This window comes from Candidatus Enterococcus avicola (assembly GCF_047470845.1).
In the GTDB taxonomy this organism is placed as follows: Bacteria; Bacillota; Bacilli; order Lactobacillales; family Enterococcaceae; genus Enterococcus_D; species Enterococcus_D casseliflavus.
Map to the genome: position 1 here is coordinate 59765 of NZ_JBLGTY010000016.1, position 22358 is coordinate 82122.

Genomic DNA, 22358 nt, shown 5'->3' on the forward strand with positions numbered 1-22358 from the left:
GCAGTATATTTCGCTATTTCTAGTATATGTGACGAGAAGAAAATTTCAAATTTTTTTGAATGTATTCATGAAAACTTTGATATCCTCTACATCAAAGCGAACTACGCCATCAATTTCTATTACCGGAAAATTATATACACGAATCCACTTATCTAAAGTATTATTATCAATCCCTAAAAATTCACAGGTTTGTTTTTTATTAAAGTAGGCTTTTGATTTTATAAAATCATCTCCTAAAAGAATAGTTTAAAATTTTTGAACTGCTTTGGGTAAGCACATAGGAATTTCACCTCTCCCCAGTTTATGGCGAGCCTTACGGAAGTATCATTATTTGCTGCTATTGTCATGGCGTTTTGTTTTCCCAAAACAAAAAGAAGTCTCTAAGTATTTGTCGCTAATTGGGTCATGGCGTACTTGAGTTCTAGCTCGAATAGCAGAGAACGTTGTTCAAAAACTTTATTTAATTATCAATGGGCAAGATAGGACTTTTATCCTAGTCATTATTAACAATAAAAAAATATATAAAAAAGAAACAAAAAAGGTAATAAAAAATAGAATCGCCAATTGTAAAATTAAGCTAGACAATTGAAAAAAGCCATTTGTGCTACACTCAAAATAGTTCCGTCGAAAGAATTATAAGGAGTGAGCACAAATGGCCTACACACATCTTACACCAGACGAACTCGTATTGATAGAGTCTTATTTCCATATACACCAACCTGCCTCCAAAGTCGCTGGACTTCTAAAACGCTCTCGACAAACGATATACAATGTCTATCACGCATTGGAACAGGGAAAGAATGCGCTGGATTACTACAAACAATACAAGCAAAACAAATCCCGATGCGGCAGACGCCCCATTGTCTTGCCTGATGATCAAACAAGATACATTCAAAAGAGGGTCAATCAAGGGTGGCCACCAGATGTGCTCATCGGTCGTGGCGAGAAAACAATTGATTGCTCGGCTCGTACTTTGTATCGGAAGTTCAAAAACAATGAGTTCAATATTTTGGATTTGCCAATGAAAGGGAAGCGTAAACCCAATGGACACCAAGAAAAACGTGGTAAGCAAGCTTACAAAAGAACGATTCACGAAAGAAACGCCCGCTATCAGAATTTCGATGAAGAATTCGGTCACCTTGAAGGTGACGCAATTGTTGGAGTGAAGCACAAAAGTGCTGTGATTACGCTAGTGGAGCGCCTATCCAAAGCAATCATTACCTTAAAACCCGCTGGCAGACAGGCAAAAGACATTGAACTAACATTGAATCACTAGTTTCAAACTTTTCCGCCACACCTTTTCAAGACCATCACTTTTGATTGTGGCAAAGAGTTTTCCAATTGGAAATCGATCAGCAATACAAATGATATCGAGATCTTTTTTGCTGATCTCGGAATCCCTTCGCAACGTGCCTTGAATGAAAATTCAAACGGGTTGCTTCGAAAAGACGGACTCCCAAAATCAATGGACTTCAGAGAAATCCCTGAATCATTCATCCAAAGTATCGCTTCTAAAAGAAATCATATTCCTAGAAAATCATTGCACTACAAGACGCCGATGGAAGTATTTTTGAGTTATGTGAGCCAAGGCAATTTGTCTAGCTTAATTTGACATTTGGAAATGTATGAAAGTAAAGAACCTAGTAAAAATCCAACAAAAATACGATTACCTAATTCCGATAAAATATCGTAAAAGTAATCGTATAAGTAGTTTTATAACATTTTTGATTTCAGACAGTTAAAGTCGGTATTTTACTATTTAATCTTGCTGAGTAAACTATATTTATTATTTTTAATTAAACTAATTCTTCTTGTTTAAACTGTTTTTCAATGGCCAAGAAGAAGGGTAAATATAAAAGGATATCTAACACAATTAAAACAATTTGTAAAACGGAGCCCATTAGGCTTCCTGTTGTTAAAAAACCACTAATAATAGGAGGCATTGTCCAAGTAGCCACTGTTCTTGTTAATGGAACTAAGCCTGTTATCATTGCGGAGTATGCTACTACCACATTGACAATGGGGGCTAAAATAAAAGGAACTAATAGCATAACATTTAATACAACAGGTAAACCGAACATGGTTGGTTCGTTTATATTAAAAAGCCCTGGTACTACAGTTATTGGAGCCAATACTTTAGTTTGCTTACTTGTTTTTTTCTTGCGAGCTAAATATCCCATCACAAGAACTAAACCAATTGTTGCCCCCCCACCACCAATATAAACAAAATTATCCATAAAGGCTACTGTAAATATATGAGGTAATGATTGCCCAGCTTGATAAGCTTCGCGATTAGCATCTAAGTTAGCAATCCAAATAGGTTGCATAACTGAATTGATAACATTACCACCATGAATACCAATAAACCAAAATAAACTATTTAAAGCAACAACAATAATAGTTCCAAAAATATTACTTCCTAATAATCCTAAAGGTTTTCCGAGAACTACTTGAGCAATATCATGAATATTTGGTAATGAAAAAGTATCTAACAAACCAAAAATAATAAGCCAAAATGTTATTAAAACAGCTCCAGGTATGATTGCACTAAAGCTTTTGGCTACAGCTGAAGGAACTGTATCTGGTAATTTAATTTGAATATTTTTATTAATAAACCATTGATATACATAACCATTGATTAAGCCAAGAATAATAGCAACAAACAATCCTTTAGCAGCCATGTAACCAGTAGGCATCCCTGCTCCAGCATCTGATGATAAGAATGGTGTTACTGTAATAAATGTTGACAGAGATATGATACCAGACGATACACCATCTACTCCGTATTGTTTAGTTAAACTATGTGCAATACCAAAGCTTGCAACTAAACCAATTAAACCAAAACTACTGTCTACGCCTTTCCATAAATAGCCAGAAACGCCAACATCCCCTAACCAGGTTTCCCATCCGGGAACTGGGAAACTAGCAATAACCATGAATAATGAACCAATAATAATGAGGGGCATTGTTAAGGTAATTCCATCACGAATAGCAACTAAAAATTTATTACTACTAAGCTTTCCAGCAATCGGCAACATTTTTTGTTCCAAATACGTATTAATCTTATTCATTTCTTTTCTCCTTTTTTATTATTTTAACGATTAATTGATCTTGCCATCATTGAAGCGGTGTGTCTCATCCCTCTAATAGCTTTACTAAGGGCAAAAATATTTTCAACAGGTGCCAATCCAGCATACCCGGCATCACCTATATGTTGAATATCTACACCACATATTTTATTTTGTATTGCTATTTGTTTAATTGTATCAGGATCTGAACTTTCCTGACTTGTACCAATGGCACTTAACACCAATGTATCTTTCTCATGTGCGCGCGCTACAATTGACTTTAAATCTGAAATATCAAATCCTGGAACGGTTCCTACAGCTGGGACTAAAATAATATCAGCACCTGCTTCGATAAAAGCGTCTACTGTTCCCACATCTATAATTTTCTCATTAGCACCGGCACCATGCATCTTACCAGCAATTATTAAACCGGAAAAAATTTTTTTAGCAATTTTAATAGTTTCGATAATTTCTTTATTACTTACGCCTGTTCCTGGATTTCCAGTAAAACAGACAAAATCAAGTTTTAATTTTTCTATTTCTTTAATAGTTTTGATACTTGCTTGTCTTCCCTCGACAATTTCTAATCTTTTTTCAATCATTTTCACAGAACGATCGATTGGTTCTAGGTTAACACCAATTGGTCGTCCAATTAGATTGTGAAGCGCTTCCGAGAAAGTGTTTTCAAAGAAAGGTAAACCATTTATTTCAGGCTTTAATACATCAATACCGTTTAATAAAATCATATCTGCACCAAAAGCTCTCGCAAGTTCTGCATTAGTGATGTCATCAACAAACGCTTCTCTAAAAACGACATTTTCTGACATAATCACTCTGCCTTCGCTAGCCTTAATACTCTGCTTTAGTTCTTGTGGAGTCATACTAAGTATTTCTGATGCGTTGGAACTAATCAATCTTTTAGTCATTAATTTATCTCCTTGTATATTTTTAACAAAAAAAAATCAAATACTGCTTTTATTGAGTTTCTAAGATTGTATTGATTTCTTTTTGTTATCATTGATAATAAATTACTTTTTTTTGTTTGTCAATAACTAATTAAACTTAGTTATGCGATTGTTGTTTATAAAAAATAATTAATATGCTAAACTATTGAAGACTAAAAAACTACGGAGGAATTTATGAAATTAACAAAAATTCAACGAAAGAGACAGAAAAAGGTATTAACACTTATCTACACACAATCGCCAATTTCGAGAATTGATATCTCTAAAAAAACAGGTATTACGCCAGCTATTGTAAGCGATATTACAAGTGAACTAATTAAAGGTAAGTTAATTGAAGAAATTGGAGAAGAAAATGATAGAGAAGTAAAATCTGGTAGAAAAAAAATCCTATTAACTATTTCTAGTAAACATAGTTTTTATGTTGGAATTGAGTTGTCTGAAAAATTTTTTTCTTTTGTAATTTGTGATAATAAAGGTGAAATATTTGAGAAAGAAGTAATCCTTTCTTCAAAGTATCGTGATGGTTTATCAACCGAATTATTTTATGAAGCCTGTAAGTCTTTCATAACTAAATTTAAACATTACGATCCTAAAGCGATTGGCATGGCTTTGCCTGGGCACTTTTACGAAGAAAAACAAGGAATTCAAACGAACAATCCTTTTTGGGAATATTTTGTTTTTGATCAGTTACCAGAATATTTTTGTGGCCCCATTTATTTTAGTAACAATGTTGAGTGCATGGCTATCTCTGAACGATTGTTTAATAATATTCCAAATGATGATAATTATTCCATTCTACATGTAGGACGTGGAATGTTTTGCTCTAGTATTTATAATGGACAATTATATGGGTTAACTAACGTAGTTATTGGAGAAATTGGACATGTTATTGTACATCCAGATGGTGAATTGTGTGAGTGTGGTAAACGAGGATGTTTACAAACATATGCTAGTGAATCATGGATAATAAAGAAATCTCAACTTTTATACGATAATTCAACTGTGACTTATTTAAGACAGCTTTGTTCAGAGCGTAATCAATTGTCTATTGAGATCATCTTAAAAGCATATCAGTTGGGAGACGAAGGAATTATTAATATTCTGCACAATGCTATTAAATACTTGGCAGTTACAATCAATAATCTCGGCATGATAATTGATTCACGATATATCATAATTCATGGACAATTATTTACTGAAACTCAATTGTATGCATTGTTACAAAAATATATTGAACAAAATATTACACTTTTAAGTACTGAAAAAAAACAAAATATTTTACTAAAAGATTATCGAGAAACTAATGGAGCTGTTGCAGCTGTTGGCCTTTGTATTAACCGAATGCTACTTAGTTAAGTATTAGAAATTTATTTATGAATTGATGATTCTTAATTTTTATTTTGCATAACAGATTATTTTCTGCGTAGAATATTTATATTCTTCTTGATTTAGTGTCAAGGGCAGCTTAAAATTGTAGGTTTTCGGCAGGATAAAAATGTAGGTTTTCGGCAGTAATAATTGACGGCAATCGACACTTTAGATCTTGTCTCTCATACGATAAGACTTGCCTGTAATCTTGAACACTTTGACGTGATGTACTAAACGGTCAAGGATGGCAGCTGCGATCTCAGGACTTTGGAACAACTCGCCCCAACGAGATAAGACAATGTTCGTCGTAATGATCGTAGAGCGGTGTTCATAGCGCATGGCAAGAAGCTGAAAGAATAAATCAGCTTCTTGTTTATGAATCGGAAGATAGCCAATTTCATCAATAATCAAGACGTCATAGCGAGCGTATCGGTTGAGGACACGTTCTAGGGTACCTTTTTCATAGGCTGTTCGCAGACGCAAAAGTAGCTCATGACAGGTGATGAATAGTGTCCGATAGCCTTGACGGCATGCTTCAATTCCCAATGCAATCGTCAGATGCGTCTTGCCCACACCAGGACTGCCGATAAAGACTAAGTTCTCATGTTTTTCCACAAAACCCATGTGCTTTAAGTCTAGCACTTCACGCTTATTGATACTTGGCTGGAAGGCAAAATCAAACTCTTCCAGGCTGGTTCTCTTAGGAAAGCGGGCGCGTGCCACCACACGATTCATTTTTTGCTTATTTTGATGATCCACTTCTCTGCGTGTCAGCTCAAGAAGGGCTTCCGTTAAAGAAAGCTCCTCTCGATTGGCCACTTCGATGTAGTTAGGAACATATTCCCGCATATGATTCAAACCAAGAGTCTCTAAGTTGGTCATCAGTTCTTGGTAATGGCTATTCTTCATCAGCAACCTCCACCAGATCATATTGCTTGAGACTTTCACGAGTATACGCTCTGATTTCATCGTCTTCTTTGTGACTCATGACATCGGATTTCAAGATTTGGAAATAGTCTTCCTCGTGGTAGTTCAGTTGTTTTGTCGTTAATGGATGCGACCGAATCAGTTCTCCGTTATAATAAATCTGTACTTGGTCTTCTTTATCGGAGAGTTCGATCTCGACTTCTTTACCGATATAGCGAGGCGCCACAGAGTACCTGCATTTACGGAAAATGACCATTGCTTCCTTGGTGACTTTACGGCGAATAAAGTCTTCAAAATAGGGATTCAAAAGGTTTTTTGGGTATGGATGCAGGTGCTCTTTTTCGTTTGTCTGCCAACGATCATCTGGTGTTTGGTCAGTTGATTGAGAAACCTCGTTATTTAGCTCAACACAAAGGTCATTCACTAAATGGCACAGCTCAACGGCATCATAAAATTCATGATTATAGACCCGTAGGCGGTCAACAGTCCTGGCTAAAGCTTCGACACAGCCCTTTGTTTGCGGGCGAAATGCCCGACAGGCAATGGGCGTGAAGCCGGCATCCTTACTGAAGGCATAAAAACGTTCGTTGAAATGCGGTTTGGAAAACTGACTACGAGAATGGTCAACGACTGTCTTCATATTATCGAACCAGATTTCTTTGGGAACGCCACCGGTTTGATAAAACGCGTCATCTAAGCACTCAAAGAGTGTGTCTTGTTTCCGGTCGAAAGTTAGTGTGACATATTTTTTCTTGGAATATGGCAAGACGTACAAAAAGATATTGAATTCAAAAATTTCGCCATGATTACTGATTAGTCGCATATCTTCCTTCCAGTCAACCTGAGCAGAAAGCCCGGGACTATGTTCGACTCGGACGGTTGCCTTGTGTACTTTCGCCTGCTTAAGCTGACGACAATAGGTCTTTACTAAACTGTAGCTTCCTCCAAATCCTTTGCGCTCAATAAACTTGAAAATACTGTAAGCACTGCATTGGTCTTTAATTTTATCTTGGATGATTTCTCTGTAGGGATCTAACTTACACGGGCGATTCTTACGTTCTGGAGGTTTTGATTCTTTATCTTGAGCTTCTTCGTAAGCACGCTTAACTGTTCGGTAGTCGCAGTCGTATTGTTTTGCCAGTGCAGCATAATTGGGTTTGATTTCATTGATCATGTAGATCATCACTCCTTCGCGTATGTCTTTTCTCCTCCCTGAGCCTCCATTTCATTTGGGATAAGAAGAGCATACAAAAATGTAGGAAAACCAACAATTTTAAATTGCCGTTTTCCTACATTTTAAAGGTGCCGTTGACAAAATGGTCACTTGACAAATGCTGGCATGCTTCTATTTGGTAAGAATACATTTCTAGCCTTACCTAATTCTAGAATTCGTTTTTTGAGATATGATGGTAAACGTAATGAAACTGGACGGAGATTAAATATAGTTAAAGAATTTGACTATGAAGGTGCAATTCCAAAGCTAATCGAATCTATAACTAGGGATGTAAAAACGCAACTAAGAGAATTTCAGTATTTAAATGATGATGGAAAGTTTAGTATCATACCTGAATATCCTGAATTTGCATGGTTTGAAGGTATAGTCAATGCTTTAACGCATAGAGACTATGCTTATAAAGGGGATTACGTTAGAATTAATATGTATGATGATAGGTTAGAAATTTTTAGCCCGGGAGCCTTGCCTAATATAGTCACTTTACAAAATATGCGCCGAACTAGGTATGCTAGGAATCCCAGAATCGCTAGGACATTATCTGAATTCGGATGGGTTAAGGAACTTAATGAAGGTGTGAATCGAATATATGACGAAATGCAATTACTATTTTTAAATGAACCTAAATATAGTGAGCCAAATAATAATTCGGTTTTATTAGTCTTAGAAAATAGTATAACCTCTAGGCATTTAAGAGAGAGAGACAGACTAGATGATTATCTTGGAGAATTTGAAGTAGACTCTTTGTCTACTTCTGAGAAGATGATTGTTTCACATTTATTTAATAACGAAAAAATTTCGGTAAAAGAAGCTTCAGAAGTATTAAAAAAAGGGGTCGGATATAGCCGTAAGGTATTAAAGGAAATGTTAAGAAAAAAAATAATTCAGTGGCATGCTACTAGTACCAAAGATCCGACTCAATACTATTCTTTAAATAGAGTAAAACAGAGTAAGATAGAGTAAGGCAGAGTAAGATAGAGTAAGGCAGAGTAAGATAGAGTAAGGCAGAGTAAGATAGAGTAAGGCAGAGCAAGATAGAGTAAAACAGAGTAAGATAGAGTAAAACAGAGTAAAGCAGAGTACTTCTTCAATCAGCCAACTCGCCAAGTTGTGGTAATGATTTGAGGTAATGACAACAGATAACCCTATACAATTCTGTAAAACTTCATGAACAAGAGAACGTTGATTTCATACGACATATATCTCTGTAAAACATTATAAATGAAAAGTTTGTTTAACCAGGTCTCAAAAAGGCTCGTAAAGCATCTCAATTTTCAAAACGTTAGTATTCTATTTATATCAATGTTTCAGGACACTTTTCAATTATTTGGAAAGTGTCTTTTTTATAATAAGAACACATTTGAGAACACACATTAATCACAATTATTTAATCCTTTTTGGAATGCTTCAAAAACGGATTTATCAACTACGTCAGGTGTGTTCACGTATATTTTTGTAGTAGAAATATCCGAGTGCGTTAAAGCATTAGAAATTTGATTCATATTTGCTCCGCCTTGCCTAGCTATAGTTGCATAGGTATGACGAAGTTTGTGTGGAGATAAGTGAGCCAATTCAGGATACCTTTTTTTTATTGAATTAATTCGATAGTTTAGGTAGTCAGGGTGTACAGGACAATTTACTTCTCCAGAAGGTTTGGAGTAAGTAAAGAGATACTGGTCAGGTGTTTGTATAATTTTTAGTTCCAACAATTGTTCAGCCTGAGCCGATTTCCATTCACTTAATAATGTCATTACAATTTCTGGTACTTGAATAACGGTATCTTTCCGGCCTTTTGTATATGTCTTTCTTTGGTATTTATCTAAAGCATGTTTGAGACGAACCGTATGTTTATTAAAATCAATATACTTCCATTGCAGAGCATAAGTTTCACTTTTCCTATCACCGAGATATAAAGTAAGCATGAAAAGTGTATAGTCGTGAAGGGAAAGTAAGTTATTACTCAAGTCTGTGTTTACTGCTTTCATCCAATCAGTCAGCTCTTTTGATGATAACGCTTGATTACCGTCCCGTATCCTTTTTTCTTCTAAAGCAACTTTTTTAGGTGCGGTAATACATTGAATAATTTTAGTAGTTCGATTAAACTCGATATAATTTAGTATTTCTGCGACATCGAACACAGAACGAACATAACCTTTGATTATTTTTATATTTGCGTATTCTTTTGATTTCTTCGTTAATTCATCTGATATTATCTCAGTATTTGCATTTAGATAATTCATTGGATATTCACCAAACATTGGAAGGATGTGCAAACGGAATATATCTTTAGTATTACTAATTGTTATATTACTCGGTGCCCTATTTGATCTAGTGGTTTGACCTAGTTCATATCTAGGAAGCCATTTTAATTCATAGAAATTCTTAAACTTCATTTGTCCTTTTAATTCAAATGAATTTGCATTCTCCTCTCTTAAGACTCTTTCAATCTTCTTTTTCATTTCATTTTCGGCTTTAATAGCCGATTGCCTAGTTGGGAATACTTTTTGATACTTTTCTGATGCTATTCCAGTGATTTCTCTGAATTTTTTTGGATACCTCAGATTGGTTTTGTACTTCCCATTTGAAAGTTTTGTAGGCAAATTTCCTCACTCCTTTAAAAAGTAAGGCAGCATATTTCGCTATTATTAGTATATGCAGCTATCAATAAATTTCAAATTTTTTTGAATGCATTCATGAAATCTTTGATATCCTCTACAGCAAAGCGAACTACACCGTCAATTTTTATTATCGGAAAATTATATACACGAATCCACTTATCTAAAGTATTGTTATCAATTCCAAGAAATTCACAGGTTTGTTTTTTATTCAAGTACATTCTCGACTTAATAAAAATCATCTCCCAAATAGTATATGAATTTTTGAATTACTTTGGGTAAGTACATAGGAATTTCACCTCTCCCCAGTTTACGGCGAGCCTTACGGAAGTATCATTATTTACTGCTATTGTCATGGCATTTTGTCGTCCCAGAACAAAAGAAACCTCTAAGTAGTTTTCGCTAACTAGGTCATGGCGTACTTGTATTTCTAGCTCGAATAGCAGGGAACGTTATTCAAAAATTATATCTAATTATCAAAGATCAATATAGGAATATCATCCTAATCACTATTAATAACAAGATGAAGAAAAAAAAAGAAACAAAAATAGAAAAAAACTTTATCTTGATTCAGAGAATTCAATATAGATAATATGATACTAAGCAAAATTATTTGGTTGTTAAGATAAATTATGACTACGTATTTAAAGATTTCTGGGTCAAAACTAAATAAAGAATGAGCCAATCAAAGTCATTTGTATCTAGTTCATTTTGATAATTTTTATGTGAGTAAATAAAAGATAAAGAAGTTTTCTACGCTCTTATTTCAGAAAGATCTTACGTGATTGAGTTTGACTTAATTACAGGGGACTATGTCATACTAGGGGCTATTCTAGTGATATGGTTGCTCAAGACTCATTCACCATAAATTTACATTTTATGAGATACCAACAAAACTATATTGTATTTTAAAAAAATAGATCGACAAAGATTACATGTGTCAGTAAATGATCACTGCTTTGTCGTATGAAAAAATATTTTTTTCTATTTTAATAAAAGCGCATGGTAAGCATGCCAGAACGGATAACCCCTTAAGGAAACAAGAGTCGAGAAAACGATTTTAGCGTTGGTTCGTCTAAACTTTAATAAATTATTGATAAAACTGTCCAATGATTCGGTAGAAGTAAGAACTATTTTGATTAACATCGAATAAGGCTCTATGATACAGTCACGTTCGAGTAGACTGGGGATTGTTTTTATGAAAGTGTAAAACCTGATTTTTGATTTTGATTTAATCAACAGGTAGATAAACGCTTTGGCTAGTAATTAAGCATGTTCGTGGTCAATTGCCACTTGAGAATACAGTAACTGACTAGTATCTTCTAAACATTTTATTCTCTGGGAAACAGTAGGTACAGTGATGAATAAAACTTCACCTAGTTTTTGATGATATATGACCATTCTATTGCAACATATTCAACAACTTCTTTCTAGTCCATTCGAATACTTTCCTCTGTTCTGATCTTGTACTAATTATCTTTTTTCAAAGTGAAAAGGAATAATTTTGAGTATTTACAAAGAACTGAATGCAAAGACTCGTGCACTTTTGACATATGTGATATTTCAACGTATATGAAACGAAAAGAGGGATTTTATCATAATGTGGATTGAATCAGATATAATTGGCAGTCTGCCTATATATTAGGAGGCTTATTACGGCATTCATAACTAGCTAGCAAGATGACACGAGTGGCCCCCTTAATTGCTAAGCTATAGGAGAGTAAAAGAAGAAAGGAAGCAAGTGTCTCTAAGGCGGGCGATCTTTTGAGAGATTTCATTTTGTTGTTTCTATTTATCTCATTTTTATTTTGGTTAGTCATTTTCGTATAGCTAAGCGTTCATCGACGTGATTTTGGATCATAACGTATGCTAGGACAAAACAAGGGGATACTGTAGGGAAAAGTTTTTCCGCCTATTGTATTGTTTGGCCTTTCGTTGTAAAAGCACCCTCACCGATGGTCACTTAGATTGGGTATATGAAATTGTTCAACAAAAAAAGTAGGAAAATACAGGAGAATAAAAAGAAATCACAATGAAATCTCCTAAAAGGTCAAGATGGTTTTAATAAAAATTTATCTTTTAATACATTTGTTATTTTGATAATGTAATGGTGTAAAATAGATTAAATAGTTTAATGAGGTGTTTATATGAAGAAAAAAGGGATTCCTTATTGTCCAAAACCTAAAAATGCTTTTGAAAGAGGTTTGTTTAAATATTTTGAAGGTGGAAAAGGTCAAGAACTAAAAGAAAAGAATCAAAAAATGAATTCTAGAAAAGAAAAAAAATGAGTATGTTTTTTAGAAAGAATGGAACTGTTGTGAAACTAGAGCGTAAAGATTTATAAGTAATCAGCGATCGTTAATTTTTTATTGAAGGGGTTATTTTTATATAATTCGTTGCAAATAAATATCTCATTTATAGTATTTATTTCACAAACATTTATATAATAATAGTTTAATTTAATTAATAGTTTGTTTTATAGCTATTTATTATATGTGTTTTAATGAACTATTTCTTGACAGATAATTAAAAAGGATTTATAGTTGTTACCGTAGTAGCTACTAGATGTAAAGTGAGGACTAACCAATGGAAACGATTATTCAAATTATGAAGAAATACGATTTTTCAGAGATGGAAACAAGAGTGTATACCACACTATTAGAAAAAGGTAATCTTACAGGATATGAAGTAAGTAAAGTCTCAGGTGTGCCACGCTCTAAAGTATATAACATTTTAGAAAAACTATTAAAAAAGAATTTGATTGTCGTCAATAAATCAGAACCTAAGCTTTATCATGCTATTTCGGCAAATGAGTTTTTAGAGAAATTGGAAAAAAGTGTTAAAAATGATCTCTCTTTTCTTACCCAAAATCTTGGGATGATCAAAGAAAAAGATGAAGAAGAAATGCTGTGGAAAGTTGATGGTATCGAGTATGTTCAAGACAAAGCGGAACATTTAGTGAAAAACGCAAAAGAAAGTTTGCTCATCCAAGTTTGGCATGAGAACCTCACGGATTCACTATTAAAGGCACTGCAGCAAGCGGAAAAAAGAGTTAATAAGTTTGTACTGATTTTATTCAGTTTTACCCATGAATATGATCTTCCCTTAAAAAAGTATTACATTCATGGCTTTGAAACAGCCAAACTTGCTGACTTTGGGGCAAAATGGATCAACATCGTTGCCGATGAGCAAGAAGTCGTATTTGGTACCATTAACGAAGAGCTGCAATCAACCGATGTCACTTGGACAAAAAACCATGCCATGGTAAATCTAGCAAAAGAATATGTCAAACATGATGCATATACACTAAAAGTGATTGCAGAATCTTCTGAAGAACTTAAAGTAAAATATGGTGAGAACTTTGAGGGAATCAGGAAGATTTACTAGTAGGAGGAAATTTTTATGATTCGGAGTATTTTGTTGACACTAATTGTCGCAATCAATCTATATTTTATTATTTACTTTCTAAGAGACCTTTTCAAAAACAAACAAAATTTTAAAGAAGAACCTGGGGATATACGTCTATTGCCGTTCACGTCATTTATCACCTTCTTTCTCTCAACATTTGGTGTTTCCGATTTTGCTATCGGAACCGTTCTTTATCCAAAGCTGAAATGGGTCAGCATGAAAAAATTACCCGGAACGTTGAATACCCAATGTGTCATACCGGTAGCCGTCATGGCATTATCTTATATAACTGCCATCAATGTAGGGATCAAGACATTAGCAGTTTGTATCATCTGCCAAATTATCGGTGCATATTTAGGTCCGAGATTTGTTGTGAAGTTACCAGAGAAAACGATCAAACTGTTTGTCGGCATAGGATTGGTCATTGCTGCATTCTTGATTTTTGCAGGACAAATGAACTGGATACCATCAAATGGAACAGCCAGTGAATTGTATGGCGGAAAATTAATCTTGGCCGGATTTTTACTCTTTGTCTATGGCGCATTGAACAATATCGGTATTGGTTCTTATGCTTTAACAATGGTAACTGTCTATTTGCTAGGCTTGAATCCAGTTGCAGCATTTCCTATTATGATGGGTGCTTGTACTTTCTCAGTACCGATCGGCAGTGTTCAATTTATTAAATTTAATGAATACAGCAGAAAAATTACGCTTTTCACTTCAACCTTTGGTGTATTTGGTGTACTTGTTGCAGTATTTTTAGTTAAATCTTTAGACACGTATGTACTTAAATGGATCGTAATCTTTGTCTTGCTGTATAGTGCATATACGATGTTGGGCAGTCAAATAAAAAAAGTTTCAGCAACTAATTAAGGAGCGATTCAAATGTTATTTCTTAAAAAAGAAGATATTATCAAAAGTTTTTCAATGAGAGAAGCCATCGATGCGGACAAAAAAGCATTGTCATTGTATTCAGCAGGAAAGGCAAGCGTGCCTCTACGCACCAATATCGATGTGTCAAAAAGCAACGGACAAAGCTTGTATATGCCAGCTTATGTAGAAGGTGAGGAAGGTGCGTTAGGTGTCAAAATCGTTTCCGTCTATCCTGAAAATATCAAGAAAAACTTACCAAGTGTCCCAGCAACGATGATCGTATTGGATCCAGAAACGGGTATGGTATCTGCTTGTTTGGATGGTACTTATTTGACACAATTAAGAACAGGTGCTGTTCAAGGAGCAGCAACAGAACTTCTGGCAAGAGAAGATTCTAAAATCGGTGCACTGATCGGAACCGGCGGACAAGCACAGTCGCAATTAGAAGCGATGTTGACCGTTCGTAAATTAGAAGAAGTTCGGATTTTTGATATTGATTTTGAACGTGCCAGCCAATTTGCTGAAGAAATGAGGAAACAATTTTCTGCAACGATGCGCCCAACAAAAACCAGTCAAGAATGTGTTGAAGGTGCAGATATCATTACAAGTGTAACAACTTCAAAATGTGCGACATTCTCTGCCGAGTGGGTTAAAAAAGGGGCACACATTAATGGAGTGGGTGCTTACACACCGGAAATGTGTGAAATTCCACGAGAAATAATCAAAGCCGCTGATGTTGTTATTTTTGATACTATGGATGGTGTCTTAAAAGAAGCTGGGGACTTCATTTCACCGTTACAAGATGGATATATTCAAAGAGACAGCTATCATGGAGAACTAGGCCAATTGATCAATGAAGAATTGGTCGGTCGGACAAGTGAAGAACAAATTACGATTTTTAAAACAGTTGGCTCTGCTGTGCTAGATGTGGTAGTTGCGGCAGAAATCGTTAAGAAATCTAAAAAAAATTATCTTGGAAAATTGATTTCCTGAGTAAAAAAATAAAACTTTTATCAGTAAATTTATAAAAAATAGTTTAAAAAAATCTGTAATCAATTATGATTTCAGACTTTTTTATTTGGGAGAAAATTATCATAGTTATAACTGTATCGGATTAGTTAAAGGCACTTGTCTTTTGACTTTAAGTAGAGAGGAGTAATAATTGTATTTGTTGTATTTACCACCTTAGCTTTTTCACTGGTATTTGAAGGAACGTACAATAAAAAATGTGATAAATATTTTTATTCCATAAAGCTTGATCTCTCGAAAAGAAATTTCCTACACCTCTAGAATGCATAATTTAAGTGCAACACTAAAAATTAAAAGTAAAAAAGCTTGTTTTAATGATGTTGGTGAACTAAAGGTATTTTGCTATGATTTCTTACACTCCTTACGATATATGAGTGAAAAATAATTATTCTCTATCGTGGTTCGGTTTTACTATCCGTTATTTACTAAATGATATAGGTGATAAATGTAACTGGCTAGACATCTCTCTTGTCTAGCTATTTTTTGCTTTATGAAATAGATTTGTTATATTTAGATACTGACTAAAAAAATGTTTTGTATTTTATTGCTAAAAGTTGTCAGTTATCTTCGATAATGATTATTGTATATTGAAAGCTACTAATCATATTCCTATAAAAAGAATTTTCCCAAAGTATTGATGGTTGATACTTTTCTTTTTAATACTTTATCTGAAGGCAAGATGGAGGTTGTTTGTGAAAATTGTGAGACCCGCTAATTAATCGATATTTTACCTGAATATAAATTGTTTCAACTAATAACCTAGTTATAAAACTGAACCGTTTTTGAAAAACAGTTCTTAGTTATATGCGCGAACCTCATATACTGTCAGTTCATAAAATATGTTTTATCAAAGTCAAAGTAATGATAGATAGTTTGCTTGATTTGCCCGTATTTCTAGAGGGGAAGTATCTTTTTTTACAAGTGTGTTAAAGTATTTAGAGGCAAAGAGTCAGGATTTATTTAGAACTTCCAGAAAGATTATGAAATAAATCTGACAAAAAACACAGAAGAACTTATTTATGAAGAACGTATCATCAATGTGAGGAGCTATCCTTACTCAAATATAAAAATAAAAACGAGCAATACCTGTAATAAAATTTGCATGCTACAACGTATAATCATTTGAAAACAAGAGTCTTTTTGATTAATCAAAGTAAAACAACAAAAGAGCTTATATAGAATAAACCTCATTCTATATAAGTTTATATTTTACATATTTTGTCAGTTCTTGTTGATAAAGAACTGACAAGATGAGACTAAAAAAGGTACGAGTTAATTAGATTTTCCCTTTTAGAATATTAATTATTGCAATAAAATTTATACTTTGATATGAAATTTAGAATTATTATACAATATGAATTTAATACTATAGTTAATCTAAGCTTTTATCTAAGATAGAGCGTAATACTCTTTCACGCAATTCCACTGCATTAATATTATTTTTTTGTTCATAACCTTGTACAAGTAGATCACAAAGGTACAATTGAGAGATCTTCCCTGCCAAAGAACCACCATTTAAAAATTCTTCGATTGCTGTTTGCAAAATAACATCTGCTGTCTGCCCTATTGGAGAATGAAGGTAATTGGTAATTGCTAAGATCTTTGCACCATTTTTTTTTGCAATTTCTACAGAATCAAAGGTATCTTTTGTTTTTCCGGATAATGAAAAAGCAATAATTACATCGTCTTCTTCCATCAAAGAAGCTACTTGAGCTTGAAAATGAGGATCCAGAACAGCTTTAGCTTGAACTCCTACTCGTAAGAACATACTTTCTAAATCAAGGCTTGTGTTTCCACTAGAGCCCACCCCAAATATATAAAGATTCTTTGCTTGACTGATGAGTTGGATTGCCTGATCTAGTTTTTTTTCATCTAGTAAATGTGCTGTAGAATAGAGTGCCTCAGTTAGATGAGTGGCAATTATATCGTAATATTTCTCGCTTGACGGACATTCTTTTTTTTTACTGAAATCTTCTTTCGCAATTTCAATTTTCAAATCAGAGAAACCTGAAAACCCTAATTTTTGGCAAAAACGAATAATCGTTGCATCTCCAACTTGGGTTTTTTCTTTGATATTGCTCATTGTACTATAAATAATTGCTTTCCCAGAATCTAGGATTAAATCAGCTACTTTTTTTTCAGATTTAGTCAATAAAGGATAATGCTCTTTAATTAAATAGATGTAATTCATATGAACTCCTTTAAAGTAAAAATTTTTACTCCATTATACTCCAAAAAAATAAAAAAATCTCCGAATTTATCCATTTTCATACTTTACATCAATGAAAGCGCGTGCTATATTTTATTTGGAGTTATTATCCGAAAAATTAATTTAAAGTGGAGTGTTTAGGAGAATGGAGAAACAAATATTTTTAGATGCAATTTCAGGTGGACTGATTGTTTCTTGTCAAGCATTACCTGGTGAACCATTTTATAAAGAAGAAGGAGGTCTTATGTCCTATTTTGCTCTAGCTGCTGAAAGAGCTGGTGCAGTTGGTATCCGAGCAAATTCTGTTCGAGATATTTTAGAGATTAAAGAAAAAGTTTCTCTACCTATGATTGGGATAATTAAGCGAGATTATCCTCCTGAAGAACCATTTATTACCGCAACGATGCGTGAGGTCGATGAATTAGTTGCTACTGGTGTAGAAGTTATTGCGCTAGATTGCACGCTGCGCAAACGCCATGATAATTTGTCTATCAACACTTTCATTACTCAGATCAAAGAAAAGTATCCTGAACAATTATTAATGGCAGACATCTCTACCTTTGAAGAAGGTAAAAATGCCTATGAAGCTGGCGTTGATTTTGTCGGAACCACGTTATGCGGATATACTAATGAAAGTAGAAAGCAAGAAGGGCCAGCGATTGACTTGATGAAACAGCTCGTTCAAGCAGAAATTTGTGTTATTGCAGAAGGAAAAATCCATACCCCAGAGCAGGCAAAAAAAATTAGGGAATTAGGTGTTTCTGGAATCGTAGTTGGTGGCGCGATCACTCGTCCACAAGAAATTGCAGAACGTTTCGTCAATGCATTGAAGGAGGAAGAGAAAAATGTTTAAAAAATTTTCACAACTAGGTCGGGCATTTATGTTGCCGATCGCTATTTTACCTGTTGCTGGTTTACTTTTAGGTCTTGGCGGTGCACTGACAAATGAAAGCGCCATAAATGCTTATCCCATATTAGCTCAACCGTGGCTTCATACGATTTTGAGTATCATGAGTTATGCTGGTAACGCCGTTTTTGCTAATTTAGCATTGATATTTGCGATTGGTATCGCAGTGGGGCTTGCAAATGGTGACAAAGGAACTGCTGGTTTAGCTGGTGGTGTTTCTTACTTAGTTTATACAGCAACAATTAGTGGTTTTCTTGAATTATTTTCTGTCAAAGATGCAACTCTTGATACTGGAGTTGTAGGTTCAATTGCCATTGGCGGAATTGTCGCATTTTTACACAATCGCTATAGAAAAATAGAATTACCGCAGTTTTTAGGATTCTTTGGTGGTTCACGTTTTATTCCAATTATTTCTAGTTTGGCTGCAATTATTATTGGTTCCTTCTTTTATCTAATTTGGCCACCGATTCAGAATGGATTAGTTGTTGCTGGAGAGCATATTGCTCAAATGGGGAGTCTAGGAACATTTCTTTATGGATTTTTACTTCGTTTAACTGGTGCTGTTGGTCTTCATCATACAATTTATCCACTTTTCTGGTACACTTCGTTAGGGGGAACTGAGAGTGTAGCGGGAATTACAGTTTCTGGGGCACAAAATATTTTCTTTGCTCAATTAGCTGATCCGAATCACACAGGCTTATTTACTTATGGGACTCGTTTTTTTGCTGGAAGATTTGCCACGATGATGTTTGGCCTTCCTGCTGCTTGTTATGCGATGTATCGTGCAATTCCTAAAAAAAACCGTAAGAAAAATGGCGGTCTTTATTTCAGCGGTGCATTAACTTCATTTTTAACAGGAATCACTGAGCCTGTAGAATATATGTTTCTGTTTGTGGCTCCATGGCTTTATGTCATCCATGCATTTTTAGACGGCCTATCTTTTTATTTTGCGGATATCCTGAATATTCGAGTAGGAAATTCTTTTTCAGGTGGACTAATTGATTTTCTATTATTTGGTGTACTTCAAGGAAATGACAAAACTAACTGGCTTAAATTGATTCCTTTTGGACTTGCTTGGGCTATTATTTACTTTATCGTTTTTACTTTCTTTTTAAAAAAATTCAAAGTAGCGATCCCTGGTATGATAGAAGAAAAAGAGGTAGTCTCTGAAATTACCTTGAATAAAAATACTTCTTTGCATGAAGAATCTTTAATGATTATAAAAGCACTTGGCTGTGAAGAGAATATTGAATCTGTTGAAGCCTGTGCAACTCGCTTGCGTGTTGCTGTGAAGAATGGACAAAATGTTGACAAACAAGCTATAAAACAATTAGGTGCTACTGCAGTTTTTGAGGTAAAAGGTGGGATTCAAGCAGTTTTTGGAGGAAAAGCTGATTTACTTAGTCAAGAAATCAATCAAATTTTGAAAAGAGATAATTAGGAGGAATTTATATGATTAAGTTTTTAAGAAAGAAAAAACAAGTGGAACTATTTTCTCCATGTTCGGGAAAAGTTATTCCTATATCAGAAGTAAATGATCCAGTTTTTTCACAAAAATTATTAGGGGAAGGTTTTGCTGTTATTCCAGAAGAGCAGACAATTTATGCTCCTTTAGCTGGTCAGGTCACAACTATCTTTCCAACAAAACATGCTATTAGTATAAAGAGTAATTCAGGAATTGATTATTTGATTCATATTGGGATAGATACAGTAGAATTAGAAGGAAAACCTTTTTCAATTCTTGTTGATGAAAATGAATATATAACACCTGAAAATCCACTAGTTAAGGTTGATTTTAAACAGCTTGAATTGGCTAAAAAAGACTCATCAGTAATCATTTGTTTTACTGAATCTAGTCAAATTGATAATCTCGATTTATATACAGGAAGAGTTTTACATGGTGTTCTTTGTGGGTATTTAAATTTATCATAATGATTAATAGTTAGATTAATAAGATCTAATTATTAGAAACTCATTGGTGAAGTTTTAGGGTTTAAAGAAGTAGTATATAAGTTGTAACTTTCTCAATGTATAATAATTTTGATTGACAAGAGATTAATGTGATAGTTTTGAAAAATGAAATATGATTGGAGTGAACCTCGTTTTATTAAGTTTTTGATTATATGATTTTAGTCAGCTCGCCCACGTGTAGAAACAAAAAGATATACGTTTCTATACGTGGGCGAAGCTGTTTTTACTTTTAATAGCGATAAAAGTTTAGTATATAATTTAGATGAAATTGTAAAATTTTACCCTAAAGTATAGGCCAAATGGATAATATGCAAGCATGCTTTGATTAAACAAAAAGACAATTGAAAAAAATTGAGAATATTTGATAGATTATTGAGTTAGAAATAGTTTAAGTAATAAGCATTGTATTAATTTTTTTATCTCTTGAAAAAGAGGTAGAGCGGTGAGAAATTCATAACTATATAAAAAGCTCTTTTTAAGGAGAGAGTACTGGTGAGCCGTCTAGTATGTTAAAATTTCTCCATTTCACATACTAGTTTCCACTAAATTAAATTAATTTTTTGCATAAGAGCTGAGTTTCAACTTTTCAATATTTAAAAATTTTTGAATTGAAAACGAAATTGCTCCACTAAGAACAGGATTCCACTCTATAGGACTGTTAATGATATGAATTTCTTTTGTATATTGATTATTCAAAAAATTTTTGATTATATTAATTATGTTCGGAATTTTTTTTGTTAAAGGACTGTTAAAAATCACTAACTCAGGAGCATAGAGCATAACTATATTGTTAATTCCTATCGATAAATAGTATGCATATAGTTCAATCATCTCTACAACCTTTTGATCCTTGTTGCTATAAAGATATTCCACTATATCCGAATTAATTTTATCTAGTTTTTTTTCTTTGGAAATCTCTTGGTAAATTACTTGAGTAGAGCAATATTTTTCTAAACAACCATAATTACCACATTCACATTTTCTGCCATTTGGAAATAGAATTGTATGTCCCAACTGACCAGCATATCCTTTATTACCAATGTCAAGTTTACCATTTTTTACTACTCCAACGCCTATTCCACTATGAAGACTAATTGATACTAAATTCTCGATATCAGAAGAAAAAGTATATTCACCTAATGCAGATAAGTTTGCCTCATTTTGTAAAAAAACAGGAAAGCTATACTCTTGATTTAATAATTTTACTAAATCAATTTCCTCAAGACCGTTATAAGTTGTACTAAGTACTTTATTATTTAGAACTTGTCCTTGAACAGCAATTGTCATACCGATTATTCCATGTCGCGTATAAGGAAGATTATCGGTGAGTTTTTTTATAATTTTACGAATTAACATTTGTATGTTGTCTTTACTAACATAAGTATCAGTAAGCTGTATTCTTGCAATTTCTTTTCCATCTAATGAAGCTACCATTCCATCAATGTAATTATATCCTAGATCAATTGCAATTGCTAAGCCCGAAGATACTCCATTAAAAGTTAACATAATGGGTTTTCGGCCACGATTTGTTGCTTCTCCAATTCTATTTTCAATTACAAGCGAGTCATCGATCAATTTATTGATAATAGAAGATACAGATGCTTTGTTTAAAGAGGTTATTTTACTCAATTCAGCTCTAGATATTTCTTTATGTCTAATTATTTGATTAAGTATTTTTGCCTCGTTTTGTTCTCTAATTGTATATTTACTTGAAATCATTAATTTCTCCTCAATTTAAAAATAAAATAGCCTATGCAAAAAAAATATAGCGTTTACAGTTGACATTT

At 33.7% G+C, this 22358-nt stretch carries 17 protein-coding genes and 1 pseudogene; 10 read left to right on the forward strand and 8 right to left on the reverse strand.

Annotated features, from left to right (window positions below; all coding sequences use genetic code 11):
* Positions 1-652 precede the first annotated feature (652 nt).
* Positions 653-1612: pseudogene (locus ACI3E5_RS12915) on the forward strand (IS30 family transposase).
* A gap of 184 nt (positions 1613-1796) precedes the next feature.
* Here ACI3E5_RS12915 and ACI3E5_RS12920 read toward each other — a convergent pair.
* Both ACI3E5_RS12920 and ACI3E5_RS12925 read right to left on the reverse strand, forming a co-directional pair.
* Entirely contained in the window at positions 1797-3071 is a 1275-nt protein-coding gene (locus tag ACI3E5_RS12920) for a PTS sugar transporter subunit IIC (RefSeq protein ID WP_010710011.1), read from the reverse strand.
* Between the two features lie 23 nt (positions 3072-3094).
* Positions 3095-3994 (reverse strand): DUF7916 family protein, encoded by a 900-nt coding sequence (locus tag ACI3E5_RS12925; RefSeq protein WP_010710010.1) that lies wholly within the window; start codon positions 3992-3994, stop codon positions 3095-3097.
* Between the two features lie 213 nt (positions 3995-4207).
* Here ACI3E5_RS12925 and ACI3E5_RS12930 point away from each other — a divergent pair, with 213 nt between their 5' ends.
* Positions 4208-5389 carry an ROK family transcriptional regulator gene (locus tag ACI3E5_RS12930; RefSeq protein WP_010710009.1) on the forward strand — a complete coding sequence of 394 codons (1182 nt, stop codon included), beginning with the start codon at positions 4208-4210 and terminating at the stop codon, positions 5387-5389.
* Positions 5390-5569: 180 nt separating this feature from the next.
* On the opposite strand, the gene istB is transcribed toward ACI3E5_RS12930, so the two are convergent.
* Together istB and istA are read right to left on the reverse strand one after the other, a co-directional pair.
* Positions 5570-6310: an IS21-like element helper ATPase IstB gene (gene istB / locus ACI3E5_RS12935; protein WP_010739388.1), complete on the reverse strand. Its 741-nt coding sequence runs from the start codon at positions 6308-6310 to the stop codon at positions 5570-5572.
* Complete coding sequence (gene istA / locus ACI3E5_RS12940; RefSeq protein WP_498855875.1) at positions 6300-7511, reverse strand: IS21 family transposase; 1212 nt, start codon at positions 7509-7511, stop codon at positions 6300-6302. Before istA ends, istB begins: the two co-directional genes overlap by 11 nt.
* Positions 7512-7724: 213 nt before the next feature.
* On the opposite strand from istA, the gene ACI3E5_RS12945 reads away from it, so the two are divergent.
* The gene (locus ACI3E5_RS12945; RefSeq protein ID WP_498855876.1) at positions 7725-8522 is read left to right on the forward strand and encodes an ATP-binding protein; all 798 of its coding nucleotides are present in this window, start codon (positions 7725-7727) and stop codon (positions 8520-8522) included.
* 410 nt (positions 8523-8932) lie between these two features.
* On the opposite strand, the gene ACI3E5_RS12950 is transcribed toward ACI3E5_RS12945, so the two are convergent.
* Entirely contained in the window at positions 8933-10159 is a 1227-nt protein-coding gene (locus ACI3E5_RS12950; protein WP_498821831.1) for a tyrosine-type recombinase/integrase, read from the reverse strand.
* A gap of 71 nt (positions 10160-10230) precedes the next feature.
* Positions 10231-10389, reverse strand: a complete 159-nt coding sequence (locus ACI3E5_RS12955) for a helix-turn-helix domain-containing protein (protein ID WP_137264744.1) — start codon at positions 10387-10389, stop codon at positions 10231-10233.
* A 1932-nt stretch (positions 10390-12321) separates the two neighbouring features.
* Here ACI3E5_RS12955 and ACI3E5_RS12960 point away from each other — a divergent pair.
* The 4 genes from ACI3E5_RS12960 (at position 12322) to ACI3E5_RS12975 (ending at position 15448) form a co-directional block, all read left to right on the forward strand.
* The gene (locus ACI3E5_RS12960) at positions 12322-12462 is read left to right on the forward strand and encodes a hypothetical protein (protein WP_368264292.1); all 141 of its coding nucleotides are present in this window, start codon (positions 12322-12324) and stop codon (positions 12460-12462) included.
* A gap of 298 nt (positions 12463-12760) precedes the next feature.
* Positions 12761-13561, forward strand: coding sequence for a TrmB family transcriptional regulator (locus tag ACI3E5_RS12965; RefSeq protein ID WP_137264745.1), 801 nt, complete (start codon positions 12761-12763; stop codon positions 13559-13561).
* 15 nt (positions 13562-13576) lie between these two features.
* Entirely contained in the window at positions 13577-14455 is an 879-nt protein-coding gene (locus ACI3E5_RS12970; protein ID WP_137264746.1) for a sulfite exporter TauE/SafE family protein, read from the forward strand.
* Between the two features lie 12 nt (positions 14456-14467).
* Entirely contained in the window at positions 14468-15448 is a 981-nt protein-coding gene (locus ACI3E5_RS12975; RefSeq protein ID WP_137264747.1) for an ornithine cyclodeaminase family protein, read from the forward strand.
* Positions 15449-16856: 1408 nt separating this feature from the next.
* On the opposite strand, the gene ACI3E5_RS12980 is transcribed toward ACI3E5_RS12975, so the two are convergent.
* The gene (locus tag ACI3E5_RS12980; protein ID WP_137264748.1) at positions 16857-17675 is read right to left on the reverse strand and encodes a MurR/RpiR family transcriptional regulator; all 819 of its coding nucleotides are present in this window, start codon (positions 17673-17675) and stop codon (positions 16857-16859) included.
* A gap of 163 nt (positions 17676-17838) precedes the next feature.
* Between ACI3E5_RS12980 and ACI3E5_RS12985 the strand changes: the two genes are divergently transcribed.
* The 3 genes from ACI3E5_RS12985 to ACI3E5_RS12995 are packed head-to-tail and all read left to right on the forward strand — an operon-like array spanning position 17839 to position 20532.
* Positions 17839-18546 (forward strand): N-acetylmannosamine-6-phosphate 2-epimerase, encoded by a 708-nt coding sequence (locus ACI3E5_RS12985; protein WP_137264749.1) that lies wholly within the window; start codon positions 17839-17841, stop codon positions 18544-18546.
* Entirely contained in the window at positions 18539-20041 is a 1503-nt protein-coding gene (locus ACI3E5_RS12990) for a PTS transporter subunit EIIC (RefSeq protein WP_060814987.1), read from the forward strand. The genes ACI3E5_RS12985 and ACI3E5_RS12990 overlap by 8 nt, the downstream gene beginning before the upstream one ends.
* Positions 20042-20052: 11 nt before the next feature.
* On the forward strand, positions 20053-20532 hold the full coding sequence (locus ACI3E5_RS12995; protein WP_060814986.1) for a PTS sugar transporter subunit IIA: 480 nt from the start codon (positions 20053-20055) through the stop codon (positions 20530-20532).
* A gap of 591 nt (positions 20533-21123) precedes the next feature.
* On the opposite strand, the gene ACI3E5_RS13000 is transcribed toward ACI3E5_RS12995, so the two are convergent.
* Entirely contained in the window at positions 21124-22290 is a 1167-nt protein-coding gene (locus ACI3E5_RS13000) for an ROK family transcriptional regulator (RefSeq protein ID WP_060814985.1), read from the reverse strand.
* Positions 22291-22358 lie beyond the last annotated feature (68 nt).